Annotated in this window: 14 protein-coding genes; 8 read left to right on the forward strand and 6 right to left on the reverse strand. The window is 72.5% G+C overall.

What is annotated here, in order from left to right; all coding sequences use genetic code 11:
- The first annotated feature begins 35 nt into the window (after positions 1 to 35).
- Both ABZ840_RS18870 and ABZ840_RS18875 read left to right on the forward strand, forming a co-directional pair.
- The gene (locus ABZ840_RS18870) at positions 36 to 524 is read left to right on the forward strand and encodes an ATP-binding protein (RefSeq protein ID WP_361561026.1); all 489 of its coding nucleotides are present in this window, start codon (positions 36 to 38) and stop codon (positions 522 to 524) included.
- Between the two features lie 98 nt (positions 525 to 622).
- The gene (locus ABZ840_RS18875; protein WP_361561028.1) at positions 623 to 1,297 is read left to right on the forward strand and encodes a hypothetical protein; all 675 of its coding nucleotides are present in this window, start codon (positions 623 to 625) and stop codon (positions 1,295 to 1,297) included.
- 39 nt (positions 1,298 to 1,336) lie between these two features.
- Here the strand turns inward: ABZ840_RS18875 and ABZ840_RS18880 are convergent, their stop codons facing one another.
- Together ABZ840_RS18880 and ABZ840_RS18885 are read right to left on the reverse strand one after the other, a co-directional pair.
- Positions 1,337 to 2,113, reverse strand: coding sequence for a class I SAM-dependent methyltransferase (locus ABZ840_RS18880; RefSeq protein WP_361561030.1), 777 nt, complete (start codon positions 2,111 to 2,113; stop codon positions 1,337 to 1,339).
- A 145-nt stretch (positions 2,114 to 2,258) separates the two neighbouring features.
- Entirely contained in the window at positions 2,259 to 2,840 is a 582-nt protein-coding gene (locus tag ABZ840_RS18885) for a TerD family protein (protein ID WP_361561032.1), read from the reverse strand.
- Positions 2,841 to 3,012: 172 nt separating this feature from the next.
- Here ABZ840_RS18885 and ABZ840_RS18890 point away from each other — a divergent pair, with 172 nt between their 5' ends.
- Both ABZ840_RS18890 and ABZ840_RS18895 read left to right on the forward strand, forming a co-directional pair.
- The gene (locus ABZ840_RS18890; protein WP_361561034.1) at positions 3,013 to 3,723 is read left to right on the forward strand and encodes a ribonuclease H; all 711 of its coding nucleotides are present in this window, start codon (positions 3,013 to 3,015) and stop codon (positions 3,721 to 3,723) included.
- A 101-nt stretch (positions 3,724 to 3,824) separates the two neighbouring features.
- A complete protein-coding gene (locus tag ABZ840_RS18895) occupies positions 3,825 to 5,054 on the forward strand; it encodes an amidase (protein WP_361561036.1) in 1,230 nt (409 codons plus the stop codon).
- Here ABZ840_RS18895 and ABZ840_RS18900 read toward each other — a convergent pair.
- Positions 5,038 to 5,880, reverse strand: coding sequence for an alpha/beta fold hydrolase (locus tag ABZ840_RS18900; RefSeq protein WP_361561038.1), 843 nt, complete (start codon positions 5,878 to 5,880; stop codon positions 5,038 to 5,040). The genes ABZ840_RS18895 and ABZ840_RS18900 overlap by 17 nt on opposite strands.
- 227 nt (positions 5,881 to 6,107) lie before the next feature.
- On the opposite strand from ABZ840_RS18900, the gene ABZ840_RS18905 reads away from it, so the two are divergent.
- Positions 6,108 to 6,929 (forward strand): alpha/beta hydrolase, encoded by an 822-nt coding sequence (locus ABZ840_RS18905; protein ID WP_361561040.1) that lies wholly within the window; start codon positions 6,108 to 6,110, stop codon positions 6,927 to 6,929.
- 79 nt (positions 6,930 to 7,008) lie between these two features.
- On the opposite strand, the gene ABZ840_RS18910 is transcribed toward ABZ840_RS18905, so the two are convergent.
- Both ABZ840_RS18910 and ABZ840_RS18915 read right to left on the reverse strand, forming a co-directional pair.
- On the reverse strand, positions 7,009 to 7,416 hold the full coding sequence (locus ABZ840_RS18910; protein ID WP_361561042.1) for a hypothetical protein: 408 nt from the start codon (positions 7,414 to 7,416) through the stop codon (positions 7,009 to 7,011).
- A 57-nt stretch (positions 7,417 to 7,473) separates the two neighbouring features.
- The gene (locus ABZ840_RS18915; protein WP_361561044.1) at positions 7,474 to 7,950 is read right to left on the reverse strand and encodes an STAS domain-containing protein; all 477 of its coding nucleotides are present in this window, start codon (positions 7,948 to 7,950) and stop codon (positions 7,474 to 7,476) included.
- A 210-nt stretch (positions 7,951 to 8,160) separates the two neighbouring features.
- Here ABZ840_RS18915 and ABZ840_RS18920 point away from each other — a divergent pair, with 210 nt between their 5' ends.
- Together ABZ840_RS18920 and ABZ840_RS18925 are read left to right on the forward strand one after the other, a co-directional pair.
- Positions 8,161 to 8,580 (forward strand): DUF3662 domain-containing protein, encoded by a 420-nt coding sequence (locus ABZ840_RS18920; protein WP_361561046.1) that lies wholly within the window; start codon positions 8,161 to 8,163, stop codon positions 8,578 to 8,580.
- Between the two features lie 27 nt (positions 8,581 to 8,607).
- A complete protein-coding gene (locus tag ABZ840_RS18925) occupies positions 8,608 to 9,375 on the forward strand; it encodes a dienelactone hydrolase family protein (protein ID WP_361561048.1) in 768 nt (255 codons plus the stop codon).
- Between the two features lie 22 nt (positions 9,376 to 9,397).
- Here ABZ840_RS18925 and ABZ840_RS18930 read toward each other — a convergent pair whose 3' ends face one another.
- Entirely contained in the window at positions 9,398 to 11,035 is a 1,638-nt protein-coding gene (locus ABZ840_RS18930; RefSeq protein ID WP_361561050.1) for a penicillin-binding transpeptidase domain-containing protein, read from the reverse strand.
- Positions 11,036 to 11,995: 960 nt separating this feature from the next.
- Here ABZ840_RS18930 and ABZ840_RS18935 point away from each other — a divergent pair.
- Positions 11,996 to 12,739, forward strand: a complete 744-nt coding sequence (locus ABZ840_RS18935; protein WP_361561052.1) for a GNAT family N-acyltransferase — start codon at positions 11,996 to 11,998, stop codon at positions 12,737 to 12,739.
- The last annotated feature ends 68 nt before the right edge of the window (positions 12,740 to 12,807 follow it).

Genomic DNA, 12,807 nt, shown 5'->3' on the forward strand with positions numbered 1-12,807 from the left:
GGTCACCGTACGCACACGCCGGGAGGGTCTTCCGCATGAACGGAGCGATTCCTCCTTACGTGACAGCGGGACAGCAACGTACGGCCGGTGAGCGTGACTTCGGTATGCGGTTCACCTCCACCCCTAGAGGCGCACGCCTCGCACGGCGGCTCGTCTCGCACCGGCTCGACGACTGGGGTCACCCGTACGACTCGACGGCCAACGAGGTGGTGACCCTCATCGCCGCCGAGCTGGCCGCGAACGCCGTGCGGCACGGACACGTACCGGGCCGGGACTTCCACCTCCGGCTCGCTGAAGAGGGCGGCGGCCGACTGCGTGTCGAGGTGACCGACACCCGCGGTGAGCGGATGCCCGATCCGGTCGCCCCGGGCGCCCCGGCCGTCGGCGGTGTGGCCGAGGCTCCGGCGGACGCCGAGTCCGGGCGGGGGCTGCTCCTGGTCGCGGCGCTGTCCGACGCCTGGGGGATGCGGCCGCGCGCCGGGGCACCGGGGAAGACGGTGTGGGCGCGGTTCCGCGTCCGCTGACCAGTCGTGTGCCTGGTGTGTGCCCTTGTCGGACGTCTCGGCATATGCCAAACAGGAAGAAGTAGCGGGGACGGTGAGCCGACGGGGAGGGACGTGCCATGTCGTACGCACGAAGTCAGGGCGGCGGGGGACATCGGGAAGACGACCGGGGTGGCAGCGACAGCGGAAACGGCGGCGGCTCCGTGCCCTCGTCATGGGCCCGGCGCTGTTTCGGCGACGCCGCTGCCGCCCTCGCCGCGGCCATACCCGAGCGGCTGCTCCGTGCCCACGAGCGGGCCCTCGCCGCGCATATCGGGGCGGGGCTGAAGCGGCACGGCCCGTACGGGCGGACCCTGCTGGAGGCCGCGCGCGAAGAGCTTGCCGAGGGCGCTCAGGCCCTGGGCGGGGACGCCCGCGAGCTGCACGGATACACCTACGCCGTGCTCAACGACCACGTGCTGTTCCCGTACAAGTACGCGGACCGACCGCTTCCGCTGGACCGGGCGCGGATGCCGCACGCGTCCGTGACCCGGCAGCGGCTGTACCACGCGCACGGCCCCGAGGGGCAGGAGGGGCTGTTCCCGTTGAGCGAGGAGCTGACCACCGAGGAGTACGAGCAACTGCACGAGGCGTTCGAGGAGCTGGGGCGGACGGCCCGGCTGGTGTCCGTGTTCTTCACGGCCGATCCGGAGGGCGGCATTCACACCGTCCACTGGGGCAGCGCCCGGCTGGAGCCGGACCACACCTTCGCATGGGACCCCTCGGAACAGCTGGATCTTCCTGCCCGGACGTAGCTCCGGAACCACCCCAGGACCGCAGGCCGGTCAAGCCGGTCAAGAAGCCGTGACGCGGATCTTGGACTGGCCGTGCCGGCGGGTCTCCCAGTCGTCCATGAAGCGGGCCGTGAGGCCGTGCCGTGCGGCGAGGTCGACGAGCGTCTCGGTGCGGTAGTAGAAGTCCTCGCGCAGGACGTGGTGTTCGGCCCCGGTGGTGCGGTCGAAGGTGAAGTCGAAGAAGCCGCCGGGGGCGAGCACCCGTCCCACGTGCGCCAGGCATTCGTCGATGACCTCCATCGGTGAGTGCGAGAAGACGCTGTGGGCGTGCACGACGTCGAAGTACGCGTCGGGCAGGAAGTCCAGGGTCAGGTTCTGCGTGATGGTCAGGTGCGGGAGCTTGGCCTGGAGGCCCTGCGTGGTCAGCGTCTGCTTGGCGGCGATGAGGATGTCGGGGGAGATGTCGATGCCGTAGTAGTTGCCGGCGTCGAGGTACTCGATGAAGTGCCAGCCGGCGCGGAGGTTGCCGCAGCCGATGTCGAGCATCCGGGACTCCGGCTTCAGGCCGTGCTCGCGGAGGTAGTCGAACTGCATCCGGCCGAGCGCGAGCCAGCGGTCGTGGGTCTGGCTGCCGACGGCGGCCTCGGGGTTGCGCCGGGTGTCGGACGCCATGACCGCCCGGTAGTAGCCGACGTGGTCGGGGTGCTTGAAGGCCAGCCAGCGGTCCCGGGCCGCCCGCTTGACGTACGGGGCGATGCGGTGCGGGTGGCCGACGGCGTAGCGCACCTTGTGGGCGAGGGCGGCGCGGTTGGCGACCAGGTTCTTCTTTGAAGCCATGCTGAGTTCTCCAACGTGAGGCGGATTCGCCGGATGCCGGGGACTATACATGGCACGTATACATGCGGTGTATAGATGGGTGGAGCGGGGTGCTGTGGCGGGCGGGCGTGGACGGCGGGGGCCTCGCGGGCCCCCGCCCGGTGGGTCAGAGCAGGCGGCTGATGGTCGGCATCAGGTCCTGGAAGGTACGGCCGGTGGCGGGTTCGCCGAGGGCGGTCATCTGCCAGGTGGTGCCGGAGCGGTACACCTTGGCCATGATCTGGGCGGTGTGTCGGCCGCCGCCGGTGAGCGTGTAGCGGGCCAGCTCCTCGCCGGTGGACTCGTCGATCAGGCGGCAGTAGGCGTTCTGCACCTCTTCGAAGGTCTGGCCGGTGAAGGAGTTCACCGTGAAGAAGATCTGGTCGACATTGGCGGGAACTCGTCGAAGATCGACCGCGATGGACTCGTCGTCGCCCTGCCCCGTGCCGCCGACGAGGTTGTCGCCGCTGTGCTGGACCGAACCGTCGTTGCTGGTCAGGTGCTGGAAGAAGACGACGTCGACGCCCTGCCCCGCGGCGAAGAGCACCGCCGAGGCGTCCAGGTCGATCTCCCGGGTGCCGGCCAGCTTCGCGAAGAAGCCCTTGCGCTGGGCGGCCTGCCAGCCCAGCCCCATGCGTACCGTGCTGAGCGTGCCGCCGTCGGACTTGCTCAGGCTGATCTGCTGGCCCTTGTTCAGGTTCACGGACATTCGGAGAAGCCTCGCTCGTGTCGGGGTCCCGGCGGTGGTGGAGCCAGGTGCGAATCTACAGCAGTGTAGAGATCCGGAGTCGGCGCCCCAGCCGTTGTCGTACCCCATCGTCCCCCACGCCATCCGGGAGGCCCTGGCGCGCGCCACCCCGCCGGACTGGGATGATCGGGGCATGGCTGAACGTGTGATCGCCGCGTGTGACGGGGCGTCGAAAGGAAATCCCGGCCCGGCCGGCTGGGGCTGGGTCATCGCCGACGAGGCGGGCGAACCCGCCCGCTGGGAGGCGGGCCCGCTGGGCACGGCGACCAACAATGTCGCCGAACTCACCGCCCTGGAGCGGCTGTTGACCGCGGTCGACCCGGACGTCCCGCTGGAGGTCCGGATGGACTCCCAGTACGCGATGAAGGCGGTCACCACCTGGCTGCCCGGCTGGAAGCGCAAGGGCTGGAAGACGTCCGCCGGCAAGCCGGTCGCCAACCAGGAGCTGGTCGTCCGCATCGACGCGCTGCTCACGGCCCGCTCTGTGGACTTCCAGTACGTGCCCGCGCACCAGGTCGGCGGCGACGTCCTGAACGACTTCGCCGACCGCGCAGCCAGCCAGGCCGCCACCGCCCAGGAGCCCGCCGGCAGCGAGCACGGCTCCCCGCACCCGCCGCCGGCGCCCGCCTCGACCCGCCGCCCGGCCGCCCCGAAGTCCTCCGGCGCGGGCGTGAAGGCCTCCACGGGCGCGTCAAAGCGGCGCGGCTCCACCGCTCGTACGCTCAAGGCCAAGTTCCCCGGCCGCTGCCGCTGCGGGCGCGCCTACACGGCCGGCGAGTCCATCGCCAAGAACCCCGAGGGCTGGGGCCACCCGGCCTGCCGCACCGCGGCGGCGGAGGGGTAGCGGAGAGACAGCGGCGCCGGCCTGCCGGCGGCCGGGACGGCGGGTGACGCCCCCTCCGTGGGCGACAGCCCGGACAACTTCGGACATCCAGGGGGCCCGTCATGTCGAACAAGAACGTCGGTGGACCGTCCGCCGGGCCGCGGCCCGGCCAGGACGGCGACGCGCCGCTCACCGCCGCCGGGATCGCCTCGGCCGTACGGGCAGGGGAGCTCAGCGCCGTCGAGGCGGTCACGGCAGCGCTCGCCCGGACCGCGGAGATCGAGCCGGAGCTGCACGCCTTCCACGAGGTGTGGGGCGAAGCGGCACTGGAGCGGGCCGCGGAGGTCGACCGGCTGGTCGCCGCCGGGACGGAGCTGCCCCTCGCGGGGGTGCCGATCGGGGTCAAGGGCGTGCGCGGCGCGCGGTCCGCGGCGGCGCGGGCGCTGGTGGCGGCCGGCTGCGTGCCGGTCGGGGCGACGTCCGTACCGGGGCCCGGCACCCCGTGGCAGACCTGGGGGCTGGGCCGGGGCGGGCGGACCCGTAACCCGTGGCGCGCCGACCGTACGCCCGGCGGCTCGTCGGCCGGTTCCGCCGCGGCGGTCGCGGCCGGGCTCGTACCGCTGGCGACGGGCAGCGACGGCGCGGGCTCGGTGCGCATCCCGGCCGCCTGGTGCGGCGTCTTCGGGCTGAAGGTCACCAACGGCCTGCTGCCCTCGCCGGACCGTACGGGCCTCGCGGCGCCCGGCGTGCTCGCCCGGTCCGCCGCGGACATGGCGGCTTTCTGGCGCGCGGTATCCGGCTCGAACGGGCTGCCCGGCCCGGAGGACGCAGCGTTGCCGCTCGCCGCCGTCTGGTCCGACGACCTGGGGTTCGCGCGGCCGGACCGGGAGCCGGCCGCGATCGCCCACCGGGCGGCCGAGCGGCTCGCCGAGGCGGGCGTCGTCCGCTTCGTGACCGACGAGCCGGTCCGGCTGGCCGACCCCGGGGCCGCCTGGCAGGCGTTGCGGACCCCCGGCGCCGACCCGGCCGCGGCGGAGCGGGTACGGGCGGACAACGACCGGCGGCTCGCCGCGCTCTTCGCCCGTGTGCCCCTCCTGCTCACGCCCGCCACCCCGAATCCGCCGCACGGTCACGAAGGGCCGGGGGAGCGCTACAGCACCGCGCTGACCTGGGCGTTCAACCTCAGTGGGCATCCGGCGGCGAGCATTCCCGCGGGGTTCGGCGCGGACGGCTGCCCGGTGGGGCTCCAGGTCGTGGCCCCGCACGGGGCCGAGCCCCTGCTCCTGGCCGTCGCCGAGGCGGCCGAGCGGGCCGCCGGACTGTGCGCCCCGAGCGTCACGCCGGTGCGCTGAGGAAGTCGAGCAGCGCGGAGTAGAGCCGTACGGGGGCGTCGAGGGGCACCAGATGCCCGGCGTCCGGGATGAGTTCGAGCCGCGCTCCGGGAATCGCCGCCGCCAGTTCGTGCGCCTTGGCCACCGGGATCCAGGTGTCCTCGGTGCCCCAGCAGACGGTGACGGGGAGGTCGATGCCGGGGTACTTGTCCTGGATCTCGTCGGTGTAGCGCTGGTCCGCCTGGGCGATCTGCCGGTAGAAGGCCGCCTGGCCCGCCTCGTCGGACCAGGGGCGCGCCAGTTCCCCGGCCACGTCGTCGTGCAGCCCCCGGTGGCTCGCCGAGCGGATGTACTCGCGTACCAGCCCGAGGTGGAGCGCGGGCGGCAGCTGCTCGAAGACCGGGGAGTGCGCGCCGACCAGCCGGAAGAACGAGGTGCCCCAGGGTGCGAGCGCCACCGGGTCGACCAGCGCCAGCCTGCGGTAGGGGACGCCGTGCAGCAGATGGGCCCGGAGGGAAACGGCCCCGCCGAAGTCGTGCGCGACGACGGACGGCCGGGACAGCTGCCAGTGCTCCAGCAACTCCGTGAAGACCCGGCCCTGGGCCGCCAGCGAGACGTCCTGTTCCGGCCGCTTCTCCGAGGCGCCGTAGCCGGGCATGTCCCAGACGAACACCTGGTAGCGCCGGGCCAGCGCGGGCGCGATCTCCCGCCAGACGTACGAGGAGAAGGGCGTGCCGTGCAGGAGCACCACCGGCTCGGCGTCCTCCGGGCCGAGCCGTTCCCAGCGCACCGTGCCGGCGGTGCTCCGGAAGGTCCTGCTCAACTGCCAGGTGCGGGTCTCGGACAACGGACCGCTCCTTTCGTGCGGGGCGGACGGGGGGCGGGCGAGCCCTTGGACCGTCGGCTCGCCGCTAAGGAGTGTAATTCATTTTACTCCTTACTTGTAGCGCTCCGGGCCGGTGACGTAGGCAAAGTACGCCGCGTGTTCCGCCGTCGGGCAGTGGGCGGCGGGCCCCCGGCCGTCTAGGTTCGGTCCTGCCGCGCACGGCAGCGGACCGACAACAGGAGGTCGCCATGGGGACGTTCACGACGGCGGACGGCACCGAGATCTTCTACAAGGACTGGGGCAGCGGACGTCCCGTCGTCTTCAGCCACGGCTGGCCGCTCAACGCGGACGCCTGGGACCCGCAGTTGCGCCTGGTGGCCGAGCACGGTTACCGCGCCCTCGCGCACGACCGCCGCGGCCACGGGCGCTCCGGGCAGCCGTGGCAGGGCAACGACATGGACACCTACGCGGACGACCTCGCCCGGCTCCTGGAAATCCTCAACCTGCGCGACGTGGTCCTGGTCGGGCACTCCACGGGCGGCGGGGAAGTGGTGCGCTACCTCGGGCGGCACGGCTCGGCGAGGGTCGCCAAGCTCGTACTGCTGGGCGCCGTACCGCCGTTGATGCTCCGCACGGAGGTCAACCCGGAGGGCGCACCGGCCGAGGTGTTCGACTCCCTCCGCGAAGGGGTGCTGCACAACCGCTCGCAGTTCTACCAGGACCTGAGCGCGCCCTTCTACGGTGCGAACCGGCCGGGCGCGGACGTCCCGCAGGGCACGCGGGACGCGTTCTGGCTGATGAGCATGCAGGTCGGAATGAAGGCCGCGTACGACTGCGTGGAGCAGTTCTCCGCGACGGACTTCACGGAGGACCTGCGCGGCATCGACGTCCCCACGCTCATCGCCCACGGGGACGACGACCAGATCGTGCCGATCGGGGCCGCGGCACGCAAGGCGGCCCCGATGGTCAAGGACGCGGTGCTGAAGGTCTACCCCGGTGCGCCGCACGGCCTGACCGGGGAGTACGAGGAGGCCTTCGACCGCGACCTGCTCGCCTTCCTCGAGGACTGAGGCCCAGGGGTCGGCGGTTCAAGGGCCGAGGACGCAACGGCCGGCGGCTCCGGGCTTGGGGACGCACCGGCCGGCGGCCTCAGCCGGGGAGCGTGCCGAGCAGGCGGCGGCACATCTCGGCGCAGCGGCCGGTGGTCTCCGCGCAGATGCGGCAGTGGGCGTGGTGACCGGCCTGCGCGCCGCACAGTTCGTTGCTGCGCTCGCACGCCACCAGGCAGGCCTCCAGCTGGGTGCGGACCAGGGTGTCGGCGGGGCCGCTGCTGCGCGTCAGTACCCGGCGGGTCGTCCCGGCGACGTCGGCGCAGTCCAGGTCACGGCCGATGCCGGACGTCTGCTGCGCGGCGTCGGACCCCGCCAGCATGCCCGTCGCGCAGGCCGTGACGGCCTCTTCGCACTCCTGGAGGACATCGACGGCATCGGCGAGGACGGCACTGTCGAACCCGCCTTTGTCGGTCATCGTGTCGAACAGTTCGCGGGTCTGGAGCATGGCCCCCTCCTCGGTTCGTGCCGAGGCGGCCGACTCCTGCGGTCCTCCGGAGCCGCCTCAGCCTGCCTCCACGCTAGACCCGCGGCGCGTCGCCGGAGCCCCGCTCACGGGAGATTCCGTATGGCCGCCGGGAAGCCGGTGCCGGCCTGCCGGTGGAGGCCATGCGGGGCGCTGCTCCGGGGGCAGGGTGGCCAGGGCCCGCTCGACGGTGGGAAAAGTACGCAGCAGGGCGCCGGTGCCGGTCAGCTGCAGGACGCGGGCGACGTTGGGGCGCACCCTCGCCAGCAGCAGCCTGCCCTGCCGTCGCTCCAGCAGCCATTCGACGCTCAGCAGGCAGTTCAGCCCGCGCGAGTCGCAGAAGGTGAGCGCGGAGCAGTCCAGGACGGCATGGCGGTGCCCGCGGCCCAGGAAGGTGCCGACGGACGCGCGGAACGGCTGCTCGGTAAAGTGATCGAGCTCGCCGCTGATCTGCAGGACCACGCAGTCGTCACCGGAGGAGAGCGCGGTCATCTCCAAGCCGTCGGGGAGCGGCATCTGACTACCTCATCGTGCGGGGGAGTTGTGAGCTACTCTCACGTCGCTGACAGTAGCGGGTCTTGTTCTTGGAAAGCGTGTGATTTCCTGCCAAGCGTGGTAATGGCCGGAATGATGCGCACGGTGATCAGCCAGTGACTCCGCGGGTTTCGTCCGGCGGCACCGTTTCCGGCCCGCATGAGGTATTTCATCCAGGGCACCCGACCCTCCATGGGATTGCTCACGCAATGGGAAGACACGGTGGAGCACTGGGAGCACACTCTGGTCAACAGGGTGTTCCGCAGTGATCCGGTGCAGCTGATCGACGCGCTGCAACGAGAGTGCGACGATCACGCCGTCGTCTGCAGCGAGGACCGGACACTGGTGCCCAACGCCTACGACGTCGAACTCGCCCCGTACGTCCACAAAAGACTCGGCGAACGGGACGAGGTCGTCGCGCAGGCGCTGACCGACACACTGGCCCGGCACGCCGCGGAACACGGCTACGAGTGGGCGGGCCCGCTCACCGTCCACGTCGCCGAGTCGGGCCACTCGCTGCCCAACGGGCGCTACCGCATAACCAGCCAAGCCTTGCCGAACATCCCCCCGGACGCGTTCCACGACCCGCCATCGGTGCATGATGCATCTTGACGATGCAGGTCCCGGTGAGGAGAGAACGTGGCAGTGAAGACGGAAGCCCGGTCGGTGACGATCGCCACCCCCGACGGCTCGTGCGACGCTTTCGTCGCGCACCCGACGGGGGACGGCCCGCACCCCGCGGTGCTGTTCTACATGGACGCCATCGGCCTGCGCCCGGTGCTGGAGGACATGGCCCGCGAGCTGGCCTCCCACGGGTACTACGTACTCGTGCCCAACCTCTTCTACCGCAGTGGCCCGGCGCCCGTGGTGGAGGTGACCGACCTCTCGACCCCGGAGCGCCGGGCGGAGTTCTTCGGGAAGGTCATGCCGCTGGTGCACGCGCTGACGCCGGACCTGGCGCTGCGCGACGCCGAGAGCTACCTCGACTTCCTGGCCGCCCAGGACAGGGTCGGCAGCGGCCCGGTGGGGCTGACGGGCTACTGCATGGGCGGCGTGCTCTCCCTGCGCACCGCGGCGCGGTTCCCCGACCGGGTGGCCGCGGCGGCGAGCTTCCACGGCGGCCACCTCGCCACGGAAGAGGCGGACAGCCCGCACCGGTCGGCCGGTGACGTCCGCGCCGAGCTGTACTTCGGGCACGCCTCCGAGGACGACTCCATGAACGCCGAGCACATCTCCCGGCTGGAGACCGCGCTCGACGCGGCGGGCGTGACGTACCGCTCCGAGGTGTACCCGGACACCATCCACGGCTTCACCATGGCCGACACCGCCGCGTACAGCGAGGCCGGCCTGGCCCGGCACTGGGAAGCGCTGCTGGATCTCTTCGCCCGTACGCTGAAGCAGGCCTGACGATGCGTCATGCGACGCGGCGCTACCCGGCGCGCAGCACCTGCGCGACGACCGGGCCCGCCGCGTCGCCGCCGTGGCCGCCCGACTGGACGAGTGCCGCGGCCGCGAGGTCGCCGCTGTAGCCGGTGAACCAGCTGTTGGACCGGGACTGTCCGTCCTTCTCGGCGGAGCCGGTCTTCGCGCCCTTCGCCCCGCCGACGCTTGCCATCGCGGCCACGGCCGTGCCCCGGCCGACGGTCGCCGCGTGCATCAGCTGCCGCAGCTGCCGGGCGACGGCCGGGGACAGCGGGCGTGCGGTCGCCAGGGTCCGGCCGTCGAGCGACTGCGGTACGAGGACGGGCTGCCGGAAGCCGCCGTTGACGACGGTCGCGGTCACCGACGCCATGGCCAGCGGCGACATCTGCACCTTGCCCTGGCCGATGTAGGAGGCGGCGGACTCCACGCCGGACGACTCCGGGACGCTGCCGTCGAAGGACGGCAGGCCGGTCTGCCAGTCCCCGCCGAGGCCGAAGGAGTCGCGGGCCGTGCTGCCCAGCGCGGTGCCCGCGACGCCCCGGTCGTTGAGCGGCTTGACCGCCTTGATGAACGCGGTGTTGCAGGACCGGGCGAAGGCGTCGGTGAGGGTGCCGTCCGCGATCGAGAAGTCGTCCAGGTTGTGGAAGGTGTAGCCCTCCCAGCTGACGGTGGGCGGGCAGGCGGCCTTGGCGTTCGCGTCCCCGACCCCGTTCTCGATCATCATCGCGGCCGTGACGATCTTCATGGTGGAGCCGGGCGCCACCTTGCCCAGCATCGCCGCGTTGTAGTCGTCCGCACGGTTGTTGGCCACCGCCCGGATCTCGCCCGTGCTCGGCCGGACCGCCACCACCGACGACTCCGGATACGACTTCACCGCCCGCTCCGCCGCCGCCTGCACGTCCGCGTCCAGCGTCGTGTGCAGCGTCCCGGCCCGGCCCTTGCGGAGGGTGAGCAGGGTGCGCGCCGGCTCGCCCGACGCGTTGTCGATGCGCAGCTCGATGCCGGCCGTGCCGCCGGCCTTCCGGCCGTACTTCTCCCGCAGGCCGTCCAGCAGCGGACCCAGCGAGGGGTACTCCTCCTTGGCCAGGGTCCGCCCCTCGTGGTCGACGGCCCGGATCTCGGGTGTCTCGCTCGCCCCCGTCACCAGGTACTCGCCGTCCCGGAGCTGCGGGTGCAGCACCGAGGACCGCCAGTCCACCAGCGGCTTGTGCGTGGTCCGGCCCCGCACGATCCGCAGCTCCGAGGCGTACGACAGGGGCTTGGTCCGTCCGTCGTACGACACCTCGGCCTTGACGGTGTACGGAACGGTCGTGCCGCGCCGCTCACCGGGCTTGATCACCACGTGTGTGAAGTGCGCCTGGTCATGGAATCCGGCCAGTTCGGTGCGGGCGACCGCCCGGTTGTCCGTGAGGCCGGCGGCGGTGGCGCTGTCGCCCTTCGCCCACGCGGCGAGGAAGGCCGCGGCCGTCTTTGTCGTCTCGTCGGCGCTCGGGGGCCCGGTCCGTACGGGCGCCGCCTGTGCCGTGGTGTCCGAACCGCCGTACCCCATGACGCCGTTGACCAGGTTGTAGCCGAGGTACAGCACGCCCCCGCCCACTACCGTCAGCACCCCGCCGACAATGGTGATCTTCACCCCGCTGCGCATCCGCGCTCCCTCCCCTGAGAGCCCCTTGAACGAGTTCAAGAAGGCAACGAGAGGCACGGTACGGGGCAGATGGGGTGACCGAGGCATTCGAACGGAAGTCCGTTATGGGATAGCGATCTTCGGATACCGTTCCGGAGTGGGGCGGTCCGTTCGGCGGCGGGCCGCGTCTGCTCGGCGCCGACCGGGCGACGGCCTCCGGAGCCCGTTGCACCGCCGGTGCCGACGTGGCCTCGTACTCGATGGAGCACTCCACCTCGTGGTGGGCGCACAGCACTTCGGCCAGCCGTACGAGCGCCGCGGTGTCGCCGGTCCGGCCCACGCGGTGCAGATCGACGACGACGTCGCCGCTGCCGGGACGGATGACGGCGTTGAGCAGCCGCCCCAGATGGGGTTCGGCCGCCGGGCGGATCGGGCGGTGCACCTCGATGACGGTGCGGTCGACGTACCGGCGTACCGCGACCGGGGACGGCCCGGTCGCCGCGGCGGCGGGACCGGACAACGCGGCACCGTCCGTCCCGGCCGCCCGGGCGGGAACCGGCGCGAGCTGCGTACGGAGCCGGTGGCGAACAGCGGCCCACCACGGGTGCAGGGAAGGAGCGGTCCACGTCATCGCGGTCTCCCTCGGCATCAGGACCTGCTGGGACTAGCCGTCGCGGCCCGCCGTGGCGCGACGCGGGGGCGACGCGGGAGCGACTGGGATTCTGCCACCGCGAGCGGCCGGCGGGCATGGGCCGGTCGGCCTCTGGACAGCGGGCCGGAGGGCCTGTCGGGCGCGTTGCCGGGGTACTCCGACAGCCCCTGCCGGAAGCCGGGCGCGGGCGGTGGCTTTCGGCCGATGCCGGGCCCCGGGGGCCGCGCATGGCTTTCATGGTCCAACGGCGCACCAGCCGGCCCGACGCGGGGCTCCGCCGGGCGCTCTGTGTCGGCGCCGGTCGTCTCCAGGAAGGGAGAACGTTTCACATGCTCTCGGGATCCACCGCAGTCGCGGCCACCGGTTCGTACGTCGTCTCCATCGCCGACACAGCAGGAGAGATACGGGCCGCCCAGCGGCTGCGCCAACGGGTCTTCGCCGGGACGAAGGGAGCAGCCGTACGCACCCGGCGCGCGGGCCGGGACGCCGACGGGTTCGACGCGGCGGCGGACCATCTGATCGTGACGGACACGGCGTGCCGCGACGTGGTCGGCACCTACCGGCTGCTGCCGCCGGGCCGCACCGAAACCCTCCGCGCGGAGAGCGAGTTCGACCTCCGCGCCCTCCAGCCGCTGCGCGGCCGACTGGTGGAGGCGGGCCCCTCGTGCGTCGACCCCGGACACCGGACCGGCACGGTGCTCGACCTGATGTGGGCCGGGCTCGCGCGGTACGTCCTGCTGAACGGCGCCCGCTACCTGGCCGGGTGCGCGGCCGTCCCCCTGGCCGACGGCGGCCAGGCCGCCTCCAGCGCCTGGCTGCTCGGCAACATGAAGCACTGCGCCCCGGTCGAGCTGCGCGTCCACCCGTACCGCCCCTGGACGCCGCGCGGCGTGAGCGAGAACGAGCCGAGTTACGCGCTGCTGCCGCCGCTCCTCCGCGGCTGCCTGCGGACCGGCGCATGGATGTGCGGAGCCCCCGCCCACGACCCGGACTCCGGCGTCGCGGACTTCTTTCTCCTGCTGGACACGGAACGGATGGACGGCCGCCACCGACGCCACTTTCCGGAGGAGTAAGGCGGTACGGGCGGACCGGACGGGCTGAGCGTCACGGGCGGGTGCGGGCGGGGGGAGGGCCTGCCCCG

This window comes from Streptomyces sp. NPDC047117 (genome assembly GCF_040643545.1).
Classification (GTDB): Bacteria; Actinomycetota; Actinomycetes; order Streptomycetales; family Streptomycetaceae; genus Streptomyces.

Bases quoted from the DNA above. Each gene is read 5' to 3' on its own strand.
- ABZ840_RS18875 (WP_361561028.1), top strand. From the start codon at position 623: ATGTCGTACGCACGAAGTCAGGGCGGCGGGGGACATCGGGAAGACGAC.
- ABZ840_RS18885 (WP_361561032.1), bottom strand. From the start codon at position 2,840: ATGTCCGTGAACCTGAACAAGGGCCAGCAGATCAGCCTGAGCAAGTCC.
- ABZ840_RS18880 (WP_361561030.1), bottom strand. From the start codon at position 2,113: ATGGCTTCAAAGAAGAACCTGGTCGCCAACCGCGCCGCCCTCGCCCAC.
- ABZ840_RS18895 (WP_361561036.1), top strand. From the start codon at position 3,825: ATGTCGAACAAGAACGTCGGTGGACCGTCCGCCGGGCCGCGGCCCGGC.
- ABZ840_RS18870 (WP_361561026.1), top strand. From the start codon at position 36: ATGAACGGAGCGATTCCTCCTTACGTGACAGCGGGACAGCAACGTACG.
- ABZ840_RS18910 (WP_361561042.1), bottom strand. From the start codon at position 7,416: ATGCTCCAGACCCGCGAACTGTTCGACACGATGACCGACAAAGGCGGG.
- ABZ840_RS18920 (WP_361561046.1), top strand. From the start codon at position 8,161: ATGGGATTGCTCACGCAATGGGAAGACACGGTGGAGCACTGGGAGCAC.
- ABZ840_RS18905 (WP_361561040.1), top strand. From the start codon at position 6,108: ATGGGGACGTTCACGACGGCGGACGGCACCGAGATCTTCTACAAGGAC.
- ABZ840_RS18915 (WP_361561044.1), bottom strand. From the start codon at position 7,950: ATGCCGCTCCCCGACGGCTTGGAGATGACCGCGCTCTCCTCCGGTGAC.
- ABZ840_RS18930 (WP_361561050.1), bottom strand. From the start codon at position 11,035: ATGCGCAGCGGGGTGAAGATCACCATTGTCGGCGGGGTGCTGACGGTA.
- ABZ840_RS18935 (WP_361561052.1), top strand. From the start codon at position 11,996: ATGCTCTCGGGATCCACCGCAGTCGCGGCCACCGGTTCGTACGTCGTC.
- ABZ840_RS18890 (WP_361561034.1), top strand. From the start codon at position 3,013: ATGGCTGAACGTGTGATCGCCGCGTGTGACGGGGCGTCGAAAGGAAAT.